The 24,289-nt window shown below is 40.5% G+C and carries 18 protein-coding genes; 10 read left to right on the top strand and 8 right to left on the bottom strand.

The window, feature by feature from the left end:
* Positions 1 to 40: 40 nt before the first annotated feature.
* Positions 41 to 1,048: a 3-oxoacyl-ACP synthase III family protein gene (locus tag RIC88_RS05270; RefSeq protein ID WP_350216453.1), complete on the bottom strand. Its 1,008-nt coding sequence runs from the start codon at positions 1,046 to 1,048 to the stop codon at positions 41 to 43.
* A gap of 38 nt (positions 1,049 to 1,086) precedes the next feature.
* Complete coding sequence (locus RIC88_RS05275) at positions 1,087 to 3,006, bottom strand: OmpA family protein (RefSeq protein WP_350216454.1); 1,920 nt, start codon at positions 3,004 to 3,006, stop codon at positions 1,087 to 1,089.
* Between the two features lie 539 nt (positions 3,007 to 3,545).
* On the opposite strand from RIC88_RS05275, the gene RIC88_RS05280 reads away from it, so the two are divergent.
* From RIC88_RS05280 to RIC88_RS05300, 5 genes are all read left to right on the top strand, one after another.
* Positions 3,546 to 4,100: an RNA polymerase sigma factor gene (locus RIC88_RS05280; RefSeq protein ID WP_350216455.1), complete on the top strand. Its 555-nt coding sequence runs from the start codon at positions 3,546 to 3,548 to the stop codon at positions 4,098 to 4,100.
* Positions 4,093 to 4,608 (top strand): hypothetical protein, encoded by a 516-nt coding sequence (locus RIC88_RS05285; protein WP_350216456.1) that lies wholly within the window; start codon positions 4,093 to 4,095, stop codon positions 4,606 to 4,608. The genes RIC88_RS05280 and RIC88_RS05285 overlap by 8 nt, the downstream gene beginning before the upstream one ends.
* Positions 4,580 to 5,641: a DUF4097 family beta strand repeat-containing protein gene (locus RIC88_RS05290; RefSeq protein ID WP_350216457.1), complete on the top strand. Its 1,062-nt coding sequence runs from the start codon at positions 4,580 to 4,582 to the stop codon at positions 5,639 to 5,641. Before RIC88_RS05285 ends, RIC88_RS05290 begins: the two co-directional genes overlap by 29 nt.
* 126 nt (positions 5,642 to 5,767) lie before the next feature.
* Positions 5,768 to 7,255 (top strand): S10 family peptidase, encoded by a 1,488-nt coding sequence (locus RIC88_RS05295; RefSeq protein ID WP_350216459.1) that lies wholly within the window; start codon positions 5,768 to 5,770, stop codon positions 7,253 to 7,255.
* Positions 7,256 to 7,292: 37 nt separating this feature from the next.
* Positions 7,293 to 8,456, top strand: coding sequence for a TraB/GumN family protein (locus tag RIC88_RS05300; RefSeq protein WP_350216460.1), 1,164 nt, complete (start codon positions 7,293 to 7,295; stop codon positions 8,454 to 8,456).
* A 71-nt stretch (positions 8,457 to 8,527) separates the two neighbouring features.
* On the opposite strand, the gene RIC88_RS05305 is transcribed toward RIC88_RS05300, so the two are convergent.
* On the bottom strand, positions 8,528 to 9,478 hold the full coding sequence (locus RIC88_RS05305; RefSeq protein ID WP_350216461.1) for an L-threonylcarbamoyladenylate synthase: 951 nt from the start codon (positions 9,476 to 9,478) through the stop codon (positions 8,528 to 8,530).
* Between the two features lie 84 nt (positions 9,479 to 9,562).
* Between RIC88_RS05305 and RIC88_RS05310 the strand changes: the two genes are divergently transcribed.
* The gene (locus tag RIC88_RS05310; RefSeq protein ID WP_350216462.1) at positions 9,563 to 9,718 is read left to right on the top strand and encodes a hypothetical protein; all 156 of its coding nucleotides are present in this window, start codon (positions 9,563 to 9,565) and stop codon (positions 9,716 to 9,718) included.
* On the opposite strand, the gene RIC88_RS05315 is transcribed toward RIC88_RS05310, so the two are convergent.
* The 4 genes from RIC88_RS05315 to RIC88_RS05330 are packed head-to-tail and all read right to left on the bottom strand — an operon-like array spanning position 9,715 to position 18,607.
* A complete protein-coding gene (locus tag RIC88_RS05315; protein WP_350216463.1) occupies positions 9,715 to 12,486 on the bottom strand; it encodes a WD40/YVTN/BNR-like repeat-containing protein in 2,772 nt (923 codons plus the stop codon). The genes RIC88_RS05310 and RIC88_RS05315 overlap by 4 nt on opposite strands.
* The gene (locus RIC88_RS05320; protein ID WP_350216464.1) at positions 12,487 to 12,840 is read right to left on the bottom strand and encodes a peptidase associated/transthyretin-like domain-containing protein; all 354 of its coding nucleotides are present in this window, start codon (positions 12,838 to 12,840) and stop codon (positions 12,487 to 12,489) included. It abuts the gene before it with no gap.
* An 8-nt stretch (positions 12,841 to 12,848) separates the two neighbouring features.
* Complete coding sequence (locus tag RIC88_RS05325) at positions 12,849 to 13,442, bottom strand: hypothetical protein (RefSeq protein WP_350216465.1); 594 nt, start codon at positions 13,440 to 13,442, stop codon at positions 12,849 to 12,851.
* Entirely contained in the window at positions 13,442 to 18,607 is a 5,166-nt protein-coding gene (locus RIC88_RS05330; protein WP_350216466.1) for a PKD domain-containing protein, read from the bottom strand. Before RIC88_RS05330 ends, RIC88_RS05325 begins: the two co-directional genes overlap by 1 nt.
* A gap of 227 nt (positions 18,608 to 18,834) precedes the next feature.
* Between RIC88_RS05330 and RIC88_RS05335 the strand changes: the two genes are divergently transcribed.
* Together RIC88_RS05335 and RIC88_RS05340 are read left to right on the top strand one after the other, a co-directional pair.
* A complete protein-coding gene (locus RIC88_RS05335) occupies positions 18,835 to 19,863 on the top strand; it encodes a PorP/SprF family type IX secretion system membrane protein (protein WP_350216467.1) in 1,029 nt (342 codons plus the stop codon).
* A gap of 25 nt (positions 19,864 to 19,888) precedes the next feature.
* Positions 19,889 to 21,121, top strand: coding sequence for a M48 family metallopeptidase (locus tag RIC88_RS05340; protein ID WP_350216468.1), 1,233 nt, complete (start codon positions 19,889 to 19,891; stop codon positions 21,119 to 21,121).
* An 11-nt stretch (positions 21,122 to 21,132) separates the two neighbouring features.
* Here RIC88_RS05340 and RIC88_RS05345 read toward each other — a convergent pair whose 3' ends face one another.
* Positions 21,133 to 22,215, bottom strand: coding sequence for a hypothetical protein (locus RIC88_RS05345; protein ID WP_350216469.1), 1,083 nt, complete (start codon positions 22,213 to 22,215; stop codon positions 21,133 to 21,135).
* Positions 22,216 to 22,513: 298 nt separating this feature from the next.
* Here RIC88_RS05345 and RIC88_RS05350 point away from each other — a divergent pair, with 298 nt between their 5' ends.
* A complete protein-coding gene (locus tag RIC88_RS05350) occupies positions 22,514 to 23,539 on the top strand; it encodes a Kelch repeat-containing protein (protein ID WP_350216470.1) in 1,026 nt (341 codons plus the stop codon).
* On the top strand, positions 23,536 to 24,285 hold the full coding sequence (locus RIC88_RS05355; RefSeq protein ID WP_350216471.1) for a glycosyltransferase family 2 protein: 750 nt from the start codon (positions 23,536 to 23,538) through the stop codon (positions 24,283 to 24,285). The genes RIC88_RS05350 and RIC88_RS05355 overlap by 4 nt, the downstream gene beginning before the upstream one ends.
* Positions 24,286 to 24,289 lie beyond the last annotated feature (4 nt).

Genomic DNA, 24,289 nt, shown 5'->3' on the forward strand with positions numbered 1-24,289 from the left:
TGATTTGTCCAATTTGAACTTCTGGAAAGGTGATATACTATTACCAGCTGATAAGTGCAGATGCCCAGGTAAATCCACTGCCAAATGCAGCAAGACAGATCAAATCTCCCTCTTTTATCTTGCCCTCCTGAAAAGCTTCACTCATGGCGATGGGAATGGATGCGGCGGTGGTATTGCCATACCGCATGATGTTGTTATAAACCTGATCATCTGAAAGGCCCATCTTCTTTTGAACAAACTGACTGATCCTGAGGTTGGCCTGATGAGGTACTAATAAATCAATATCCTCAGGTTTGCGCTGGTTTGTAGCTAGTGCTTCACTTATTACTTCCATGAAGCGGGTCACCGCATGCTTAAATACAAAATTGCCATTCATATATGGATAGTAGCTAGAATCCTCCGGATCACTCTCTGCTATGATTTCCGGTACCCATCTCCCCGTATTCGGACCAATCAGGGCTAATTCCTCCGCATGTTGACCTTCTGAATGTAAATGCGTTGACAATATTCCTTTCGTGGGGTCTTCACATCTTTGTACCACTGCTGCACCGGCCCCATCTCCAAAAATCACTGTCACTCCACGTCCTCTATCAGTCTTCTCCAGCCCTCCAGAATGATTCTCAGCTCCAATAACAAGGACATTTTTATACATTCCTGTTTTCACAAACTGGTCTGCTACAGAAAGGCCGTACACAAATCCGGAGCATTGGTTTCGAACATCCAGCGCGCCTATTTCTTTGATTCCCAATTGATCCTGCACCATTACTCCGGGACCCGGAAAATAGTAGTCAGGACTGAGTGTAGCGAAAATGATAAAATCGATATCATCGGGAGTAAGTCCTGCATTCGATATTGCCATTCTTGAAGCTTTGGTGCCCATGGTTGATGGACTATCATCTGTCTTTGGATCTATCCACCTACGCTCCTTTATTCCTGTTCGTTCTGTGATCCACTCATCACTCGTGTCCATCATCTTTGACAGATCGTCATTGGTCACGACATTATCGGGTACATAATGTCCAAGACCTGCAATAATTGAGGTATACATGCTGTTTATTTTGACCTAAGATAAGAAATGAACGACTATTATCTTACGATAAACTCGATTCTTCGATTGAGCTCACGTCCTTCTCGTTCATTGTCATTGGTGGCCAATGGCTGGGTTTCACCATAACCTTTCGCTAAGATTCGGTTCTCAGAAATACCATTTTCAACCAACCACTTCTTCACAGCTTCTGCTCTTTTTTGAGACACCCATTGATTCGTTTGCTCATCACCAATGCTATCCGTATGTCCGGCGATCTCAATATTCAATTGTGAATACTCGTTCATACGTTTCAAGATGACTCTTAAAACCGGAAGGCTTTCATCAGTAACTTTTGTATCTCCAAAATCAAAATAGATATTCCGAACGACCGCACGATCGCTGGTATTGTTCATTTTACCAAGATTCTCAATGCTAGATGATTTTTGAGGGGTTGGTGGTTGAGGTCTTGTTTCCGGTGTTTTTTCTGGCTTGCGACGGGTCACTACAGGTTGTAGAGGTACCTCCCCAATGTAGAAATCTTTCAGATATGTTGTGTTGGTTCCCCCTGTCGCATGGATTTCGAAATCTTCCAGCCTAATAATTTCTTTAGTTTCATCCATTTTGATCTCCACCTCATAAACATCATCTGCATTGATGATCATTTCATATTGGCCTTTTTCATCAATTGGAGAGAAGAAATACATGTCTGTATACTCAACCGGTCTAAAGAATATTCTTGCATTAGTTATTGGCTTACCTGTTGGCCCATCGATAATTCTTCCTTTCACTTTCACAGTATGGATTTCCCAGAAAAAGAAAATATCGTAATCACCTAGCGTATGAAGCCTGTTTGAGGTGAAGTAGCCGGACATTTGGTCGTTGTTGAGTTTGAAATGTATTTCATCATCCGGAGAGTTTACAGGAAATCCCATATTCTCGGGCTCTGACCATGTCAGCGTAGCAGTATCAAGTTCAGACTTGAAAATGTCATAGCCACCCATGGTTTCATGTCCATCAGATGCGAAATAAAGCGTTCTCTCATCCGGACTCAGATACGGGCTATCCTCATTGTATTCGCTATTTATAGTGGTTGCAAAAAGAGCCGGCTTGCTCCAATCCCCTGATTCTGGATCTTTGAATGATTGAAATAAATCAAGATTTGGTTCTTTTTTGGTGCCCACATCCTTTGCAAAAATGATGCGATCTTCATGCTCGTTAATGAAAAAATGAGAACTCAAATGAGTAGCTGATATTTTACTGTCGAATTCAACGGGTTCAGACCACCCGGTTTTTGCTCCTGTAGGTTCACTGTAAAAAAGATCTCCACCTTTTTTAGTTCTAAACTGAAACAAGCGTCCATCTTCTGCTACTACTTCAATATTTGAATTGTCACGTGTAAAGGTGCCAACATTGTATATTACCTCCGGCTCAGACCATGACCTACCCCCGATATGTTTTGTATGATAGATTTGATATTGATCTGGCTTTGACTCATCCCTGTTTGAAATGAAAAGAAGTTCCTCATTATCGGTAAAGTAAACCGGACTGAGTTCGGCTTTTGGCGTATTGATTCCTTCTTCTAAAAGATGAATTTCATAATACTTAGGATTGTCCATAAATTTTTTAGCTGCAATAGACCAATTGATCCATCTTCGGGCTTCCGACAAAATCTCTTCGCTTTTCCGTTCTGGAAGCTTAATGAATTTTTGAAGGGACTCGATAGCCTCTTCAAACTCATATTCTTCCAATAAAATGCGTCCTTGCCAGTAATAATAAAACTTATCCCTTTTCGACATATCTGCTTCATAAGCATTGAAAGGACCCATATCTATGTATTGCCGATCTGAAAGTAACTGACATACTTCCATTTTATATTGTATATCCTCATAAAGAGAATCGATCTCCTCAATTTCACGATACAGTGTTAGTGCTTCACCAAATTTTTCTTCATAGAAGGTTTCTTCTGCCTCCTTATACATTTTAAAAATTCGTTGCGCCTGAGTATCCGTAAAAATGATTAGCGTAAAAACAGTGCAAAACACGCGAAACACTCTCATCATATTTCCCAATAGTAATTCTTGTACAAGTTTAATCAAATAAGCCTAAAGCCCTATTAATAAATAAGTTATTGATTAAAGTAACCCATCCGTATTCCTACTCCAAAAAAATGTCATGAAAAATTTTCAGTAGGTACAATGGTCATACCAAAATTTTGCGTTTCTTGATATCCCATCATTCCATTTATTAGTTTAACATGCCTGAATTGTGAAAATTCACCAAAGAATTCAATAACCAATTCTATAATTACGCCCATCCCAAAAAAAGTAACCGCATTCTGATCCAGCGTGCTCTGCTAAAGGTAGATACTACAATTTTAAAAAAAATCGCTCGATAATATAGGTGCCAGTACAATCGCCCGGAAAAGTTTTTTCATATATTTCATTCCAATCGATTAAAATTAACAACCCATGCAACCCATGCCTCCTTTACAAGTCTTTACTACATACTAACCTTAAAATTGGAAGCAAATACGGTAAATATTCACGCCGACCTGATTGCCAGGTGCAGAGAGGATGATCGCAATGCGCAGTTTGAGATTTACAAGCTGTACAATAAAGCGATGTACAATACTGCACTGAGGATCACGGGTGATGAAAATAATGCTGAAGATGTATTGCAGGATGCATTTGTAAGCGCTTTTCAAAACCTGGCCAGCTATCGTGAAGATGCATCATTTGGTGCATGGCTGAAACGAATCGTAATTAACAAGGCTTTGAATCAGGTGCAGAAAGCTAAAAAAGACCTGATGCTGGCAGAGGATATGAAAGCAAAGGCTAGTGAGTTTGAGCCTGAACAGTCAGAACCAAACTACACGGTGGAGCAGGTGAAAAAAGCAATGAATGAATTGCCTTCTGGATTTAGAACCGTGCTATCGCTCTACCTTTTTGAAGGGTATGACCATAAAGAAATAAGCGAGATACTGGGAATAACGGAATCAACTTCCAAGTCTCAGTACAAGCGAGCAAAAGATAAATTGAAAATGATTGTAACACAGGAGGTGAACTATGGGTGACCAATTTGAAAAATTCATCATGGACAACAGGGGTGCATTTGACGATGCAAACCCTTCAGAAAAAGTATGGAATAGAATAGATCAAAATCTTAGCAAAAAGCAAGTGATCTGGCCTGCGATCTGGAAAGTAGCAGCTGTACTCTTCATGGTTTCCACGATCTATCTGATAGTAGACAGGAATACCAGTCAAAATGAAGGGCCGGTATTGAGTGAGGAATTTACCCAGGCGGAAGATTACTATGTCAAACTGATATCGCAGAAAAGACAGGCGATAACAGAACAGTTAACTCCTGAACAACATGAACAATTTTTGGTAGAAATCGACCAACTCGATTCTATGTATGTGGAACTGAAGAAAACCTACCAAACCAATGCTTCCAACGACCGTGTGATGGATGCCATGATCAGCAACCTGCAGCTGAGGCTAGACATCCTGAACAGGCAGTTGGACATCTTACAAAACATCAAAAACCAAAACAATGAAAACGACATATCTATTGAAATATAAGATGCTAGGACTGTGCCTGCTGCTTGCCATAGCAGCGGTGGCCGGTGACCAGGATGAAAAGAAGAAGTACGTTGAGAAAAACTATAAAGTAAGTGCTACAACTAAGCTGAAGATTGAAAACAAGTTTGGAAAAGTAGAGATCAACTCAACCGACAAAAGCGAGTTTGACATAAAAGTCGAAATCATCGGCAAAGGAAGAAATGAAGAGCGTGCTCAACGTATCCTTGATGCAATTACCATCGACATCACTGAAGGCAGCTCAGAGATTGTTTTCGAAACAGAAATTGAAAACAATAAAAACAAAAACGAAGAAGGCTTTGAGATCAACTATACGGTTTATATGCCCAAAAAAAATCCGCTTGAAATCAAGAATAGTTTTGGAGACGTAACTATGGGTGATCGTGACAATGACCTGGATATAAACGTAGCATACGGTTCTATGAAGGTGGGTAATGTTTCAGGTGACGCTAATATCAAAGTTTCTTTTGGAAGCGGAAGCATCGGTACCATCAACGACGGGGAAGCTACCATCAAATACAGCAATTTCGAGATTGATAAAGCAAAAAACCTTGATCTCACTCAGGGGTTCTCAGATATTGAAATTGGAGAAGTGGAGATGTTGGATCTTGAAAGTAAATACGGAAAAGTAGAGATCGAAAAAGCAGGGAAAGTAGATGCTGATGCTCATTTCTCAGGGTTGGATATTGAAGAACTAACAGGCAGTCTGGAACTTGACTGCAGCTATCTGGGTGATTTTAAAATTGACAAAGTAGCTAAGTCTTTTACGCTTATTGATATTGATGGTAAGTTTGGTTCCTATGAAATAGGTCTTGAGGAAGGCTTCAATGCGGATATAAATGCGGAGTTTTCTTTTGCTGATCTCAAAGTGTCATCAGATGTAGATGCTACATTTAACTACCGGGTAAAGGAATCTAACAAAAGCACCTATAAGGGAAAAATTGGAAAGGGGGACCCAAACAAAATGATTCGAATCGACTCCAGCTATGGTAATCTCCGTTTGAAAATGGATTAGATTTCAATAAAAAGTAATATCAAAAATGTACCGAAAGACATGCTCATTTACCGAGTGTGTCTTTTTCATTTCTAGGACATTCGTTTATTTGGTACATTTCCCTTCTAAATTCAAAAATCCTAGAATATGAAGAGTGTCCTCACCATTTTAACGTTAGTGCTTTGTGCCGCTCTCTTTGCACAAGATCGATCCATCCCTGCCAATGAGACCATTGCAACTACACATCAGGTAACCATCAAAGGGAAAGCAGTCCCCTATAAAGCAACCACCGGAACACAACCTGTCTGGAATAAAGAAGGAAAGGCTATTGCTGCGGTTCACTTTACCTACTATGAGCGATCAGACATTAAAGACAGAGCCAGCAGGCCTCTACTGATTTCATTTAATGGAGGGCCGGGATCTGCTTCCGTTTGGATGCACCTGGCTTACACAGGACCTAAAATTTTGAAGGTGGATGACGAAGGTTTTCCCATCCAGCCTTATGGCGTGAAAGACAATCCAAACTCCATTTTAGATGTAGCAGATATTGTATTTGTAAACCCAGTCAACACCGGGTACTCACGGATTCTTGATCCTGAAAATACCGATCGGGAATTTTTCTTTGGGGTGAATGAGGATATCTCCTACCTCGCGGAATGGATCAACACATTTGTGACCCGGATGAATCGTTGGGAGTCTCCCAAGTACCTCATTGGAGAGAGTTATGGAACTACTCGTGTTTCAGGATTAGCTCTTGAACTGCAAAACAGGCAGTGGATGTATCTTAATGGAGTGATACTGGTCTCCCCCACCGAGCTAGGCATCCACAGTGGACAAGGAAGAAGAGACGGGCCTCTGGGAGCTGCTTTGAGAGTTCCCTATTTTACTGCAGCAGCATGGTATCATGAAAAGCTACCCTCAGACTTACAAAGCAAAGATTTACTGGAAGTACTGGACGAGATTGAAACCTATTCCATCCAGGAGTTGATGCCAACCCTGGCGAAGGGTGGTTTTGTAAGCGAGGAAGAAAAGAAGGAAGCAGCCCAGGTGATGGCACGCTACTCCGGCATTTCTGAAAAAGTGATTCTTCAATATAATTTGGATGTCCCTACTTCATTTTTCTGGAAAGAATTATTACGGGAAGAAGGCTTTACTGTCGGGCGCCTTGATTCCAGGTACAAAGGTATTGACCGCACAGAGGGGGGTGACAGCCCGGATTTTAATTCGGAGTTGACCAGCTGGTTGCATGCTTTTACTCCGGCTATAAACTACTACTACAAAAATGTCTTGAACTACCAGACAGACATGAAGTACAATATGTTCGGACCGGTCCATCCATGGAATAGAGATGATAACAACACAGGTGAGAACCTGCGACAAGCCATGGCCCAAAATCCGTATCTGCATACCATGATCCAAAGTGGGTATTATGATGGCGCCACCAAATATTTTGATGCGAAATACACCATGTGGCAGATTGACCCAAGTGGTAAAATGAAGGATCGGCTTTCATTCAAAGGTTATAGAAGTGGTCATATGATGTACCTTCGAAATGAGGATTTGATCAGCAGCAATGATCACATCAGGGAGTTTATCAGGAAAAGTCTGCCGGGAAATAAGCCGGCAAAATATTAATGCAATTTCATAATCTAAGTTTCGTTGCTCTCACCGAATGAACATCAGACTGTTTTTAATCATATCAGTTCTTTGGAGTAGTTATGGTTTTGCTCAAACCTCACCAAATATCCAATCCGTCACCATTGAAAATGATGACAATTTTGATGGATATGATCTCATAGAAATCGACAGCAATCAGGTATTTGTGCTGGCGGAGCATTGGCATAACATTCGATCTGTGCCCAAGACTACTATAAAGCTGCTTCGTTACCTACATAAAAATGGGAATGTCAGAATTTTAGCTATTGAGCAAGGTGCAAGCGTGGCTCACATGATCAATAATTACCTTCAATCAGGAGATACTACCAAGCTTCGGCATGTGATTAGAAACACCATGTTTTGGGGGAAAGAAAACTGGAGATTTTTTGAGGAACTCTATCAGTTCAATCAATCGCTTAACTCTGAGGATCGAGTCTTTGTCAGGAGCATTGATATTGAGTACAAAATGGAGTCGGCCATTTTCGTAATCAATGAACTCATTGGGGATCGCTCCATTCCAGAATCTCTACAAGGCACGCTAGGTGTTTTTAAGAAGATTTTTGAAGAAACAAGAGCGCATCGTGAATCCTATCAGGGCTTGTCTGTCATGTACTATTATGATCGGGAGCTGATTGAGAGTTTGGTGCTAATTACGATTGATGAGCTTGAGAGGAAGAGCGAAGCTTATACAGAATTTTTTGGTGATGATTTTGTTCAGTTTGCGACCATGATTCTGGAAATGGATGATGGACTAACATTTGACTACACTAACCCAAACAATAACTACAAATTCAGGGATCGATTGATTTACCGCAAATTTGAATCGCTATTAAATGAATTTCCGGACACAGGGATTTTATGCGTGATTGGAATGCGACATGCCACCAAAGGATCTTCCATATATAAGCTGGATAAGTTGGGCTTTTCTCCCCTTTATGGGAAGGTTTCTATTATAAAAATATCTGCACTCTTCAATAAACTGATCATATCCAGTGATTTGAAGAAATTCAACTTCAATTATCCTCAGCAGCTTAAAGTCAATCCAGCTACGCTCATTAAACATACCAACGATGATGCTGCTTTGCGCTCAAGTAAGGATTTTGATTACACACTATTTATCAATGGAAATGGTGAGTTGACACCTTTTGAAAAAGTGTATAAACGTGAGTATGGGGAGTAGAATGAAAACAAACACCCCTATAATCCCCTGAAGGAGATAATCTTCAAAGCAAAATTTACAATTTACTAAAATCAGACTGCAGCTCTTCGTAACCGATCGTTGATAGCTTTTCCCAAGCCTTCCTGTGGTAAAAATTCAGACAAAATCACTTCGATGTGAGGCTGGTCCATTTTGCGAAGAGCAGAAAAAATATTCCTGGCTGCTTCTTCCAAATCTCCGGCAGTTGAAAGGACGGCCAAATTCTCATCTGAAACCTCGAAAGATTCGGTGAACGAAATGATGCCAGTTGTTTTTGGATTAAGTTCGGATAGATTTTTCTCAATATCTCCAAGAATCATTTTCCTACCCGGTGAATAGTGTGATTTTAACATACCCGGAGCAGCAGGATTAGAGCTTTCATTCACCTGTATCCTCACCTTCCCTACAACTTCTTCGATCGCCTCAACCTTGGTGCCGCCTAATCGATAAACAATCACTTCTTCTCCTTCAAACCCAACAATCGTAGATTCTAAGCCTACCCGACACATACCACCATCCAAAACATATGGTATTTTCTCCCCCAGCTGATCCTGCACATGCTGAGCAGAAGTAGGTGATACATAGCCAAAGGGATTTGCGCTGGGTGCCGCTAAAGGAAACTCAATCCCTGACAATAGTTCTAATGTGAGCGGATGATCCGGTATCCTCACAGCTACCCGATCCAGTCCGGATGTCAAAAGATCCGGAACGACGGTTTTCTTCTCCAATAAAATAGTCAATGGCCCGGGCCAAAATGCCTGTGCTAATTCATGAGCCTGAGGAGGAATTTCTTTTACCAGCTTCACCAACTTTGCCAGTGAATCAGTGTGAGCTATGAGCGGATCAAACTTTGGCCGGTTTTTTACAGAATAGATTTTAAGAATGGCATCTTCATCCAATGCGTTCCCTGCCAGGCCATAGACCGTTTCAGTAGGAATGCCTACAACATCACCTGCACTTAACAGTGCTTTTACTTTTCTGATATCTATTCCAATTTCTGCCATTAACTCAGATGTTGCAAAGATGAATCAACCAATTCAATTTGCCATGTGGCGGTGAAATACTTATTTTAGTCTAAAACCTATACCATGACGAAAAGCACAAAAAATACTTTACGAATTGCATCATTCATTTTAGCAATTGCTGTTATCCTGATGGATCTTGGGATCATCCCAAACATTGTAAACTACCATTTTTGGGTAATGGTCATCGCGTACTTTTTATTAGTACTCAGCTTGCGCTAACGCCTTAGTATCAGCCTGCCGGATTTCGATTGTCCCGCATATCGAATGCGATAAAAGTAAATACCATTCGAAAGCGTAGTGCCAGATGGTGTTGTACCATCCCATGTTACTGCATTAGTTCCGGCTACCTGATGAGCCCATAGGATAGTATTTATTAATCCTCCGTTCGGATTTAATACATCAATTCGCACTTCACCATCTTCTGGCAATGTATACTGTATTTGCGTCTTGTCTTGAAAAGGATTGGGGTAGGTTGCCAGAACGTTAAATTGCTCACCTATAGGATTCACCGGCTCAATCTGTTTAAAACCTGAGATATTCGTTGCATAAACGCCATTACCATGGGTAGCTATGACTAAACGTCCATCACTTGGCCTGTAATCCATCATCGGGATGATCGAGCTGCCTATCAGGTTTGGTGATTCCTTTATCCAAATAGTAGAACTTCCGTCCGGATTCTCTGTACCATACAATCCGGTGCTTGTGCCAACCAGAATTAAATTCCCAGAATTCTTTGGAATAATCTCGGCCCATCTGATACTTGGTCCACTTCCAGAACCATCCGGATTTTCCTCCAAATTTCCACTTATATCAACAAAGCTCTCTCCGCCATCCTGGCTTTCAAAAATGGATGGAATGTTGTAATTCGAGAAAATGACAATGATATGATCGCTGTTCTCCGGGTTAACACCAATGCTAGAAACATACCCATTTGTCAAAGAATCAAGCACTACAACTTCAAACAAGAGCTGATCATTTGCATTATCCAGTCTGAATAGTCGACCGCTGCTTGTTCCATAGTAAACTTTACTTGCGTCTGCACTCACCTCTACTGCACTTACCTGATCATTATCCAAAGGCTCTTCATTGACTTTTACCCACCCCAGGCTGGTAGGTGTCTGTGATCCGCCTGGAATCTGAGATACGTTTGGGTGATAATAAAGATGATTGCCCCCTGCACAAAACATTCGATTTGGATTAATCGGATCCAAGGCGAATGGATTGATGAACAAATAGACACCTCCGGCTTTGGAGACCAAACCTCCAGGATCAACCCGACCAAAAGAAGTGATATCGTATTTATTGTTCAGCGTCAACCTCAAGGTCTGCCCCCTTTGAAAAGATGAGAACCAAAGAAAATTGTCATTGGTTGTAGCAGCATACCCGCCATCACCACCTAAAATCCCTTCCCAAAAAGTGCTACCGCCCGCAGAAAGATCGGTCCCATTGTCCTGCATTCCACCAATAACCGTAGGATCATTGGAGGTTTTCGATTGTGCAATTGTAAAAAATTGCGAAGTGATGAAACCGCTATTTCTGCTTTGCCACTCCACCGTATCAGCTGTTATGTCCTGACTTAAAATAAGTCCTCCATCACTGGCAGACAGGGCTACATTGGGATTGCTAGGCAGAAACAACAAGTCATGCTGATCAGGATGATGATTGGGATAAATTCCACTACCTCCTTCCGGATTATATCCTCCAATCCAACTGATGTTTTCCTTAGTCTTGAATCCATCGGTAGAGCGAAACAGGTTTGTCCCACCTACAAAAACCATGTTTGGATCTTGTGGATGCACACGAATCATCATATTGTATGACCCTTGGGTATTTAGAATCCCCAGGTCTTCATCAAAGTCAGGCACTGTACGAGGTTGTGGGTCAAAACCATTTATCCTGCTTGGACTATTGATTCCGGCCAGGCTGTGATTCAGAATAAAAACAGGATTGGAGTCCACCATGAAATAGGTAATATCGGGATTGGATGGACTGCTACCTATGACAACCCTGCGGTATTTAGATTCTTCGGTCAGCGGGGTGATGTTGACCCACTCTTGCCCATCTAAAGAATAATAAAAGCCAGCTTCAAGTGATGGATCGTCTGAAGGACTCTCAGTTGATAGTGTTGCGTAAAACACATTATTTTCAGATCGTTCAATTGAGGTATAAAAAGAAGCTTTAGAAACATTCAGGTCTGCTGATTCGTCAAGATTGAACAATTGCTGCCCTATCACCACTTCCCATGTATCACCACCATCAATAGATCGTAGTATTCCTCCGAAAGCCGCAACCAACACTTCGTCTTCTGACAGGTTTGCAGGATTTATTTCAATATCCCAGATGTACTGAAACTGGCTATTGAAAAGGTTGGGCGAAGAATCCTGCGTAGCTGGAATGGGATTCCACGTTTCCCCATTGTCGGTAGATTTATAAATGCCGTTTCCTCGAAATGGAGCTCCGCCTCCACGAGAAGAGTTTCCGACAATTTCACCCGTCCCGTGATACCAGGTATCTTCTCTACCGGGCCGAACATCCTGGACAATACAGGTTACACTGTTTCGGTTTTCTGGATTACTTTTTTTAGACCATGTAATTCCTCCATCTAAACTCTTCCATACACCACCTGACACCCCACCGGCTAAAATGATGTTTTCATTGCGAATATCGAAAGCTACTGCTCGTGTGCGCCCACCAACATTATTGGGGCCAAGCGATTGTATATCCAGCTGTTGTGTCCTAAACCTGGCCGTTTTGATCAAGTGTTCTTCTGAAAAACGTAACTCAGCCTTGGCAATACCTGCTGGAATTTGTCCAGTGTAGGGGTCAGCTGTCAGCAGTCGCAAATATTCGTTTCTGCCCATCACATCCTCCCTGCCACCAATCTCAGATGGCTCTTCATTTATAGAAATTGTATAAGAAGGATCAGGAAGAAATTCAGAATCGCTAAAAAGGAAAAAAAGAAAAAGTGGTAGTATGGATTTTCTCACCTATTCAATCACAGTGTTAACCTTGTTTATTTTACCTTCGGAAAGCTCACCTGTTTTCACCCCTTCCCCATTATTATTTTGATCCTCAAACTTCGCTTCCACAAAGTAGGCCATTGGCTTAACATCTTTAAACGTAACTCTTCCCTTTTTGTCTGTTTTCAAAGTTGCAACAGCGTTTTCACTCGCGAGATAATCTTTTTCCGTCTCATAAATAGAGACAGTCGCACCCTCCACAAAATTTCCTAATCCATCGATTACGGTAATTCTAAGTTTAGTAGGAAGTAATTGTGCCTCTGCTGTTTGAAAAGCAGTAGAGCCAACAAAAAGTAGTGTAATTAATGCTAGTATTCTCATGTCTTTATTTAATTGTTTTTCTTAGTTGAAAATATGTATTCTGCTAAATCTTCGAAGTTATCAGCTTTCTTGTATTTCCTATCGGGATACGAATTTACCAGCAATTTGATGCGAGTCGGCTGATCATTTTCTTCAATATACTCGATTTGAACATTGCCAAATTTTTGATCAATAGGTTCTACCCAGTTACGCTTTGGTTTTAGGTAGTGCATTTCCTTCATCTCCACTACATCGCCTTTTTCTTTCATTGTCTGGCGACTTACTACAAGCCGATAGTCCAATTTTTTAATCTCCTCCGCAAAGTAATCGAACAGGTATCTGAAACTACTCTTTCCATACTTCGCTTCATAATCTATAGCAAAACCATTGCTGTAGGTAGATTCCAAAAGCATGATTTGCGGATCATTGTCCAGACCTTGTTTACGCCACGTATATGATTGCCATAGATCATTTAAGAAGTCCTCGCAAGTATCTGATTTACTCCATGCATTGAATTTATCAAGAAAAGACTGACTTCTTTTTATAATTTCATTTACCAACACTTTGGTTGGTGTGGGGCTCTGGCCAAAAAGTCGATTGTAAATATGATCGAAATAACTCATTACCTTATAAGTGTAACAGAGCCATATTGTTCAATGGTTCCCAGGCTTGACGCCAAAGAGCTTGAAAACTTCATGATATAAGCATAGGTCCCCGGGGGAAGTAATGCTCCTTTGTAGATTCCATTCCATCTAAAATCTTGAGTGTTGGATCTGTAAACCAATTCTCCCCAGCGGGTATAGATCAGAATCTCGAATTCTTCCACATAGTCATTTGGGAAAACAAAAAACTCATCATTTACTCCATTGCCATTCGGTGAAAATGCATTTGGAGCGACGATTACCGGTGTACAATCTTCAACGACCTCCACTAGATCCCTGGTGCAGGTGAACCCGTTATAAAGCGTAACCTCATAGGTACCGGAAGTTGAAACCGTAAGTACTTGATCAGTGGATATAACCGTATTGTCCGGAAGCAAGCGCCACTCATAGGTATTAAAAATACCCGGGTCAAGGTCTACAGTAGGATTGACAGGATCGGCTGTACAAAAAGCAGCCCTTTCCGGTAAGATTAAATCTTCAGGATTGATTGGTACAACTGCAACGTCAAGAGCATCTGTTGCGGTACATGTCCCAGATTCATTGGTAGCGGTTACGGTATATCTTCCAGATTGAGTTACTACTAGTATTGAGTCCGTGTCTGAGAGAACATTTCCTGCAGGGTCCTGCCATTCGTACGTGACTGAAGGATTGTAATAATTGGTTGTTGCAATTGCATAAATTCTTCCATCATTATTACAATCAGGATCCAAGGTCATATCAACGGTGAATCTCGGCTGAATTTCAATATTGGTGTCGCCGGATGTAATCTCACACCCTGTGAACTGATCCGTGACTGTAACACTGTATGTGCCTGATGTAGTAATGGTTCGCTGCATCGCACCTCCTCCGTCGCTCCAATTATAGATATAGCTTCCACTTCCTCCGGTTACATTAGCGATAAGGGTTATCTCACCCTCACATGGATCTCCATCAACAACTACGTCAACTGCTGGATCTCCATTAAAATTGACCTGAATATCTTCTGATCGAGGGCAAAAAGTAGCGGCAGATGCTGTTACCGTATAAGTCCCTGACTGATCCACTTCCACAGATTCTCCATCTGGAGGAGATGTGATAATATTTCCATCTGAGGTTGCCCAGGTATATGTAACACCAGGTGTAGTTCCAGCATCAGTAACTGTTACAAACCCTGTTGCACCACATATCTCCTGAATTGCATCAAAAGTGAATACCGGTTCGTTTCCGGGATTTACTGTAATCTGTGCTGTCTCAACACAACCCGGAGGATTGTTATCTGTTACCTGAACAAAGAACGTTCCTGTATTAAGATTTGAAAATACAGACTGATTTGTACCAGCTTCTATGATTACTCGATTATCATTTTGAATCTCATATGTAAAATCAGCCGGAACTGAACCTAATGTTAATTCCACATCTCCATCACAATTACCCGTGCTGCTGACTGTAAAATTGAAACTACCCGGATCCTCAATCTGAACAACTTCGGAGTAAACACATCCTGAAACCAGATTTGTTGCGGTAAAATTGTAATTGCCCGGAGCTAAATTTCCAATTGTTGGAGGTACTCCTGCAGGAATAGTAACGGTTGTTGGTCCATCCGCATTAAATGGACCAGCATTACTAGGTCCTGAGATTTGATATGAATAACTACCTGGGCTATTAAAATCAATCGAAACAAATCCATCGCCATTGCCACACCCTGTTGTTTGATTGGGTGTGACTGTTACATCAGGAGCTTCCAGAACTGAAATTTGTACCGTATCACGACCAACACAGCCAAAAGAGTTTGTGACTTCCACCGTATATTCAAAAACACCTGCTGTAGTTGTATCGACATCAAAGGTTCTATTCGAGCCCAGAACCACCCCATCAATCGCCCATGAGTATGTCCCCCTGGCCACCTGGGCATCTAATGTTATAGTTGGGTCATTTTGGCAAATGGTGCGATCTGGACCCAGATCTACATCCGGACGGGCATCAGCCATGAAAACACTAAGTGTATCCGAAGTACAGCCTGTCACGGTATTAATAATTGCTACATCGATAATTCCCGGGCTTGAAACCGTAATCTCACGAGTGGTCTCACCAGTACTCCAGTAGTATGCAAAATCAGGGTTATCAGTTGGCCAGGCAGTTAATATAATGGGTTGGTCACATAATGCTGTATCTGTTGGGACGGTTGGGCTTTCCGGAATGTTGTTAATAGTGATTGTTTGTGTAAGGGTGGTATCCATATCACATCGATTGCTTAAAACAAGCTGAACCGTATATGTTCCGGGATTGTCATACGTGTGTGTTGTATCCTGAATAGCGGCTGATGTGCCATCTCCGAAAATCCAGAGATAGTTTTCTATTGAGTTATTGGGGTCTCTGCCTACACCTGAAAAAGTGGATAACTGACCTGCACAACCTGCGGTAACTGTCATGCTTGGCTCCTGGATAGGGTCAGATTGATTTTGAGCAAAATTTGGAAGACCCAGCCTGCTAGTACGTCCTGAAAGATCAAAACCTGCCGCATCGAAACCAGCGCCTGCATCATCTGCGTCTGGGGCACTGATGGTTCCGATGGTAGGTGAATTATCGACCGCCATATAGATAGTACCATCTGGTCCTAACTGAAGAGCTCCATAATTAGGTCCTTGAGGGTAACCGTCAAATTTGGTGGCAGAAATATCCGCAGCAGAATTGGCCGAATTCAAACTATCCAAATCAAACTGAATCAGTTTCGAGGTACCAGATGAAGTTGTAAGGTATAGTTTTAGCCCACCAGGTGAAAATTCCATTCCGTATAGGTCACTGTCACCTGTATCTATCAACCGAGGGTTCGATACTTCCCCTTGATTAAAGTCCAAAATCTCTACCTGATTAGTGCCTGGAATATTTACTGCAATTTGATTAAGTGTCGGAGAGATTTTCATGTATCCTGTCGCACTTAATTCCTGCATAAAATCATGCACTTCACCAGATGGGGAGAAAATCGCCCCGCTTAAACCAGCAGCACTTGTTCTGAAAGATCTAAACGTGTTATTTCCAAATTCATGAGCAGTTATGATATCATTTCCGGTAAAGCCGGATCCTGTAACCCGCTCAGTACTGTTATCCATCAATTTAACGTTCTTAACAATCACTTTTCCTTTTGCAGTATCACCTTTCATGTCTACGATTGAATATCTCAATGCATATTCATTATCACCATAAACACGCTCAGTCGTAAATATGTAAAACATGGTTTGGTCATCCCCATATGGCATGATTAGTGCGTTTTGGGCAGATTGTTGATCCCCTCCAATTGTATCCCCATTCATCATCACATCATGGTCTTTATTCCATACCGTATATCCATTGGTGTAGAACAGCAGATCACCATTTACATCTGAGATTGTAGCACATCCTTCCAGGGCATCCTGTTTATTGTCATCCAAAATTGCAATGGGGCCATTGGTAAATTCGATTCCTGCCTGCTCACCAAAGTACCATTGATTGGAAGTTTGGGTTGTGATGCCATATTCAAGTACTTCAATATCATCAAAGCCCGTACAACCTGTTGCATTAGTCACTTCTACCCAATAAGTTCCAGCAGTATCAATATCAATTGTCTGTGTAACCTCCCCGGTACTCCAGACAAATGAACTGCCCGCACCAGCATCAAGTGTCAAGATTTCATCCACACAGATGGTGGTGTCATTACCCAAATCCACCATTAGATCATTCGAAAAGATTTCCACCATCTGACTTATGGTTTGTCGGATTCCATTTACTTCTGCTGTTAAGCTAACCGTGTATCCTCCAGCAGCAGAAAACTGATAATTAGGAATCCACGCATTACTTCCTGCTTCCTGAAAATCCCAGGTGAGATTGTTCGGTACAGGCTCAACCACGGGAAAAAATTTGGTAACATTCGTTTCGCAGCTATCAATCCAGTAGAAATTCAGCGTGTCGAAAGTGAAATTGTACCCGGGTGTAAACTCAGGGAATTGTCTAGCGTTGAAATCATCAGCGAAAACGATTGATTGGTATTGAATAGAATCCAAAATACTATCCGGACGATTGATTCTTCCCAAGTTGAAAGGGGATGCATTGGTTTCCTGATACAAATGATAAATACGATTATCGGGAGCTCTTTTTAATCCATAACTTCTAAAAATAGGTGATGGTAAAATTGGATTTACAGCAAGCGTGGTGTCGTTGAAGTCCAGTTGGTATAGCTGTCCGGTAGTCCCGCTGCTGCCAAATCTTGAGATGTATATTTTAGATCCATCCTGAGACCATTCCAAATCATAGATGGATTCATTTTGATCGTCATTAAAACCTGTTCCTGTTAGCGTGCGATCAAAGGTTGGAACTCCTGTTGCCGGATCAAAATCCATTAACCAGATATTCCTGTTGGCTCTTTTTGGTGCCATGACCAGTTGTGAGGAGTCTGCATTAAAAGCGAAATGAGAGGCCTCAAAGCCGGGTGTAGTTCCATTCGTGAAATCATAATTTGTGGTAGCTCCTATACCTCCACCATCAATCTGGGTAACCTGAATCTGAAAAGTAGCTCGGTTTTGAGAAACCAGCCAAAACAACTCACCATCTCCAGAAGGAATAATAAGCATTCCTTCAGAAGGATTTGTAAGCCCTGTACCGGTATTTGAAGAAACAACATCTCCATAGGGAAACTGTGCTGTCCCGTTTCCCTGCAACGTCGCATCAACAATGGTGTATTGAATCTCATTAGGGCCTGTTGTACCAGAATTGGTAAATAAATAATATTGACCCGGGCTATCAGTAACTGGGCAAGTGACAACAGGAACGTTTATTGCAGAATTGCCATTTAAGCCTGCTCCACCTGGCAAAAGAGTATGTGACACATCATAGATATTAACCCCATCCGAATAAAAAAGCAAATTGCCGGTAAACTGATCCGTAATGGTGGCAGCTCCGGCAGAACCAAACGGAGTAAACTGGTCTGTCTGCAGGTAAACATCCCTCCCGTTTCGATCAAAAACGAGGTTCTCATTAGAGTTACCAAAATACCACCTGGTCTCGGTAACATCTTGTGCGCAAAGTATGAGAGAAAAAAGAGAAAGCAGGACAGGTAAAAGCAATCTGCAAACAACAGACCCATAGGGGATACGAATCATAAAAATGTCCTTATACATACACAACACTTTGTAAAAATACGGTTAACCCGAATAATTCAAGGTTTATTCATTAATAATGTAGAGTCACTTGAAAATGATTTAAAATATTTAACTCTAAATAGTATCAACAACATCAAAATACTAACGGTTATATGGTCGTTACATTACTCATGTAACACACAAAACTTGAGCCGATTTGTATTAATTGTATAATTTGCTCAACGATTTCTAATCTACATTTTTACATGATCAGAAAGGTCATCTTTTTTACATTGATCACAAGTGCCCTTTGTCAAGGAAACACTTTGCACGCGCAAGACCCTCAGTTTTCGCAGTATTACGCTGCACCGTTGTATTTGAATCCCGGACTTGTTGGAATTAATCAAAAAGGCAGAATGGGTATTAACTATCGGACGCAATGGCCAAATCTTGATGCTAACTTTGAGACTTTTTCTGCCTATTTCGATTATCATTTTGAAGATTACTATAGCAGTGCAGGACTTATATTCACCACCGATAAAGCAGGTAGTGCCGGATTAAAATCTACTACTATTGGGCTCCAATATGCTTATCAGTTACAAATCAACTACCAATGGACATTCCGGCCAGGAGTAGAAGCAGCTTACACCTTTCAGGATTTAAATTTTTCAAATCTGATTTTCGGAGACCAACTAAGCGGTTCCGGATTTACAGGAAATCCTACTCAGGAAGTATTTGACAATGGCCTTAACGCACGGTTTTTTGATCTTGCTTTTGGGGGTGTGTTTTACAATCCTTCTATTTGGATAGGAGCGGCCATGCATCACATATTAGAACCTAATCAAAGCATTGACGATGGAGACGCTCCGCTTCCAAGAAAATTTTCCGTGCATGGCGGCTACCGGATTCCTCTAAATCCCGGCTCCACCAGAACCGGAATAGGCGAGCGAAGTATCACACCAAGCTTTAATTACCGCTCGCAAGGAAATTTTGATCAACTTGATCTGGGTGCATACTTTACACTAGATCCTATATTGGTCGGACTCTGGTACCGTGGCATTCCCATTAAAAACCTGGATGGGGTAGTAAACAATGAATCCCTCATTTTTATGATCGGAATGCAAACCAACCGGACCACTTTTGGGTACAGTTATGATTATACACTTTCTGATTTAGGTGTAGGCACAGGTGGAGCGCATGAAATCAGCATTGCCTACTCTTTTAGTCTTGGTGATCCGTTGAAGCCTTCGGCTGATGTAAGAAGGTTGAAGTGTCCAATTCCGTTTATTTTTTGAAAATATAGTCGCTTAATTTTGTCCTATGACTGAACAAACCCTCTTCACCATTCTTCTGGTGATCATCACTTTTGATTTCACACTTGAGCGTATCCTGAATTACCTCAACAGGAAAAGCTCTAAAAAGCCTATCCCGAAAGAACTGGATGGTATTTATGATGAAGAAAAATATGCTAAGTCGCAAGCCTATCAGGCAGAAATTTCCAGATTCAGCACCTTCTCAGCAACCTTCAGTTTTGTTGTTCTCTTGTTGGCTATTTACAATGGTTGGTTTGGAATACTCGATCAGTGGATTCGAACTTTTTCTCCTTTGAGCCTGATTTCGCCACTTATCTTTTTTGGGATTCTTTTCGTAGTGTCCGATCTGATTAACACCCCTTTTTCCATCTATCGAAACTTCGTAATCGAAGCGAAATACGGGTTTAACAAGATGACGGCTAAAACTTATATCCTCGACAAAATCAAGGGGTACATTCTCACCATTATCATTGGTGGGCTGCTGCTTGGAGTGCTAATCTATTTTGTGAATGCCATTGGAAGTGAATTCTGGTATTATTTCTGGGCTGTCATGACTGCTTTTGTCTTGTTTGCAAACCTGTTTTATACCTCATTGATTTTACCGCTATTCAACAAGCTCAAGCCAATGGAAGAAGGTGAGTTAAAGTCTTCAATCCAGGCTTATTGCGATAAGGTGAATTTTCCATTGAAAAACATCTTCATCATGGATGGATCTAAAAGATCGAGCAAAGGAAATGCGTTTTTTAGTGGACTTGGCAAAAAGAAAAAGGTTGTGCTGTTTGATACTCTGGTAGAAAAGCATTCTGTTCAGGAACTGACTGCTGTATTTGCTCATGAAGTAGGACACTTTAAGAAAAAACATATCCTTTTTAGCACGGTTTTCAGCATTATGTTAATGGGATTCATGTTATTCCTTTTCTCACGAATGGCCTATAGTGCTGAAGTGAGTTGGGCAATGGGGGGACAGACCTCTGCCTTGCATTTGAATCTCCTTGCTTTTGGAATTCTTTACTCTCCTATTTCTACTATTTTGGGAATCATAGGCAATGTGATCTCCAGGAAAAATGAATATGAAGCGGATGCTTATGCTAAGGAAACTTATGATGGCACCCCATTAATAACAGGATTGAAAAAAATGAGTGCAGATCATTTATCTAACCTCACACCACATCCTGCATTTGTTTTCGTTCATTATTCTCACCCACCTCTGAAGGAAAGGGTGAAGGCTTTGGAGGGCTGAAACAATTATTGCTATAGCTCAAACACCATAATAGTCTCACTTTCATAAATAGGTTGACTTTTATTGATTATTGAAATAATTCTATTACCGCAATCAAAATTCCTTTCTTTCTGAATCGCAGGTTTATCAACTATTAAATATTTGACTTTGAATCCCATATCCTGGATTAATTCATCACAGGTTGGTTCCTGTATATTGAAATTATTGAGACGAACTAGAAGCTTGTAAGTATGGGTATCATTGATGAAACTAAAAGCTTCAGAATTAGCGCCAAGTGTTAAATAGTTTCCTTTTTGGAAATCATAATTGTTATCCAACTTCTGAAATTCTCTCTTTTGATTTTGAAAGGTACGGTGATTTGAGAAAGCGTCGAAGTAGAATACCAGAACCAGTAAAAAAGTCAAGACTTTAAAATCCATTTTTCTTTGCACAAATGCCCACTCATATAAATACCCAGACCACAATACCAAAATTCCCAGGATCGGAATTAAATCCCGATACCCATATTCTTTGAAAAACAAAAGCACCCAAATCAAAGTGAAAATGAGTAGGTTTTTAGTTTGACTATCAATACGTTTCCTCAGAATTGGAATAAAAAACCCCAAAAACATTGCTAAATAAATGAGAAGATCAGATTGATGAAATTTGAAAGGATTGTAAAGAAACTTAAAAGGTAAGATGGGCATATTAGAAGTACCCAGTTGAATTCTACCAACCAGACTTTGCTGATAAAAATCTCCAATTTGGTCAGTAACAAAAAGATAAACTAATGATGGAAGCGAAGCAACTAGAAACCCCAACAGAACTGGAATAATTCTCTTAAACTCACTCTCCTTAAAAAACATGAATCCAAGAAAAATGAAGTTCACTCCTGCCGGTTGCCATGTCCAAAATCCAAATGCTAAAAATAGACTAGACAGTAAATAGTTGTTTTTAAGAAGAAAGTAAAATCCACCTATCGTGGCTAGGCAAACGAAAAGCTTTGGGTCAAATCCAATAACAGAATTGTTGCCAACAACCTCCAAACCAATTAAAGTAAGCACGATTAGAAAGGCTATTCTTCTTTCGAAATAAATAATTGCAGTTTTAAACAAAAAAAAGATAATTAACCAAAGGTTGATGATCCCAAGTATTCTGTAGAGGATTAAACTGCTTATGAAAGTGTTCCCTAGTTTAAAAACATAACCCGGAATTATGACACTCAATGGTGTGTAACCCAAACTACTGTTCGTATAGATCAGATGACCATCACTCACCATGTTAGAAAAAAAAGCAAAATAAGCTAAGTCACCATACAATTGCGGGTCTGATTTTAAATAAAAAAAAGTTGCAACTAATACAACTACACATGAAATTAGAGTCCAGTTTTCACCATACCGTATCACACTTTTAATGTTAAAATCTATACTTAAGTTCTTACTGGTCATTTTTTTTGTTGCTTTAGCTGGACTGCTCTCAATATACCTTTATTGGTTTAGATCTATTTCATATGCTTCTGAAAAAGTCATTACAGAAAAAGGCGTATTTACCTTAGGAAGGGATTTACCAAAGGCGCGAACTGAAGCTGGAGGTGCAGCCATAGGCACTAAAATGTATGTTCTCGGGGGGATTGATTCGTTTGCTCAAACCTTGAACGATTTTTACGAATACAATTCCACTAACGATGAATGGGTTCAACTTGATGACATCCCCCATTATGTAAATCATCCTGGTGTTGTTACTGATGGGAGGTATTTGTATGTATTGGGTGGATTTAAACCTCTTGGCATCCGCCTGAGAGGATTCATGTTCGCTGAGTGGAATCCCTACGATCTGTTTTTCAGGTATGATCCGGAAGCTAAGAAGTGGGAACCATTCCCTTCAATGCCAGCATCTCGTGGTGGTGGAGGAGTATGCTATGGGCAAGGCAAAATCTGGTATGTTGGTGGAATCGATGAAAATAAGGAAATCACCAATGATCTGTTTGCTTATGACATCCAAGCCGGTGTATGGACAGAATTTGCCCCAATGAAATATGCCAGAGATCACATGAGGATGGAATATCATTCAGGAAACCTATATGCCATTTCGGGCAGAAAAGACGATCTTAGATTCAACCTGGACTATTTAGAAAAATATAATATTGAAACAGGTGAATGGACAACATTGGATCCAATCCCGACACCTCGAGGTGGATTTGCAAGTGTTCTTTACGATAAAAAGATTCTAACTTTTGGTGGCGAAAACGTATGGACTTGTTTTGATGAAATAGAGGCTTTTGATATTGAAAAGGAGAAGTGGATACAATTCGATTATTTACCCGAAGGAAGACATGGAATAATCGGTGGAGTTATTGGAAATAAAATTCATTTAGTATCTGGGGGTAAACATCCGAGAGTTTCAATTAGCGATCTTCATCGTATTTATTCTATCAAATGAATATTTCATTTATCGTTCTTTCGTTCAATGATAGTGGGACGTTAAAGCCACTTATTTATGGGCTTAATGATGTACTTTCTAAAGTATCAGATGATTATGAGATTATAGTAATTGATGATTGCAGTCATGACGGATCCTTTGATTTGCTTAAGTCCATTAAAGAAATTGACAAGCTTATCGTCTTTCAAAATTCGACTAATCTAAACGTTGGTGGGAGTTTTCAAAGAGCTGTGTCGGTAGCAAAATATGAATACATTGGCTATACGGATGGTGACCACCAATATGAACCTGAAGATTTGTTTAGCTATAAAGAATACATTGGAAGCTATGATGTAATCACTGGCTTTAGGGTGTCACGAAAAGATTCATTTAAAAGACGCATATATTCCAAAGTTTTCAACTTTTTAGCCCAACAATTCTTCCGGTTAAATCTACAAGATGTAAACTCTGCGCTCAAAATCTTTAACGGAGCAAAGTTAAAAAGCCTAATCCACTGGGATTCAGGAGCATTTTATGATCTCGAAATCCTCATGAGATTAAAATTTGACTTAAATGCGTCAATAAAAGAAATCCCCATTACACATAGGAAAAGACAATTTGGAACTGCCGGAGGATTTTCAAAAAGGAATTTAATCAACATAATTACAAACATGATTGATCCTAAATTTGACCAATACCGACATAGGTCTCTTCTCACAATTTTTCTGAAGAAAATCTTACGAATAAGCTTTACAATAATTAAATAGTTTG

The organism is Ekhidna sp. (assembly GCF_040220215.1).
Taxonomy (GTDB): Bacteria; Bacteroidota; Bacteroidia; order Cytophagales; family Cyclobacteriaceae; genus Ekhidna.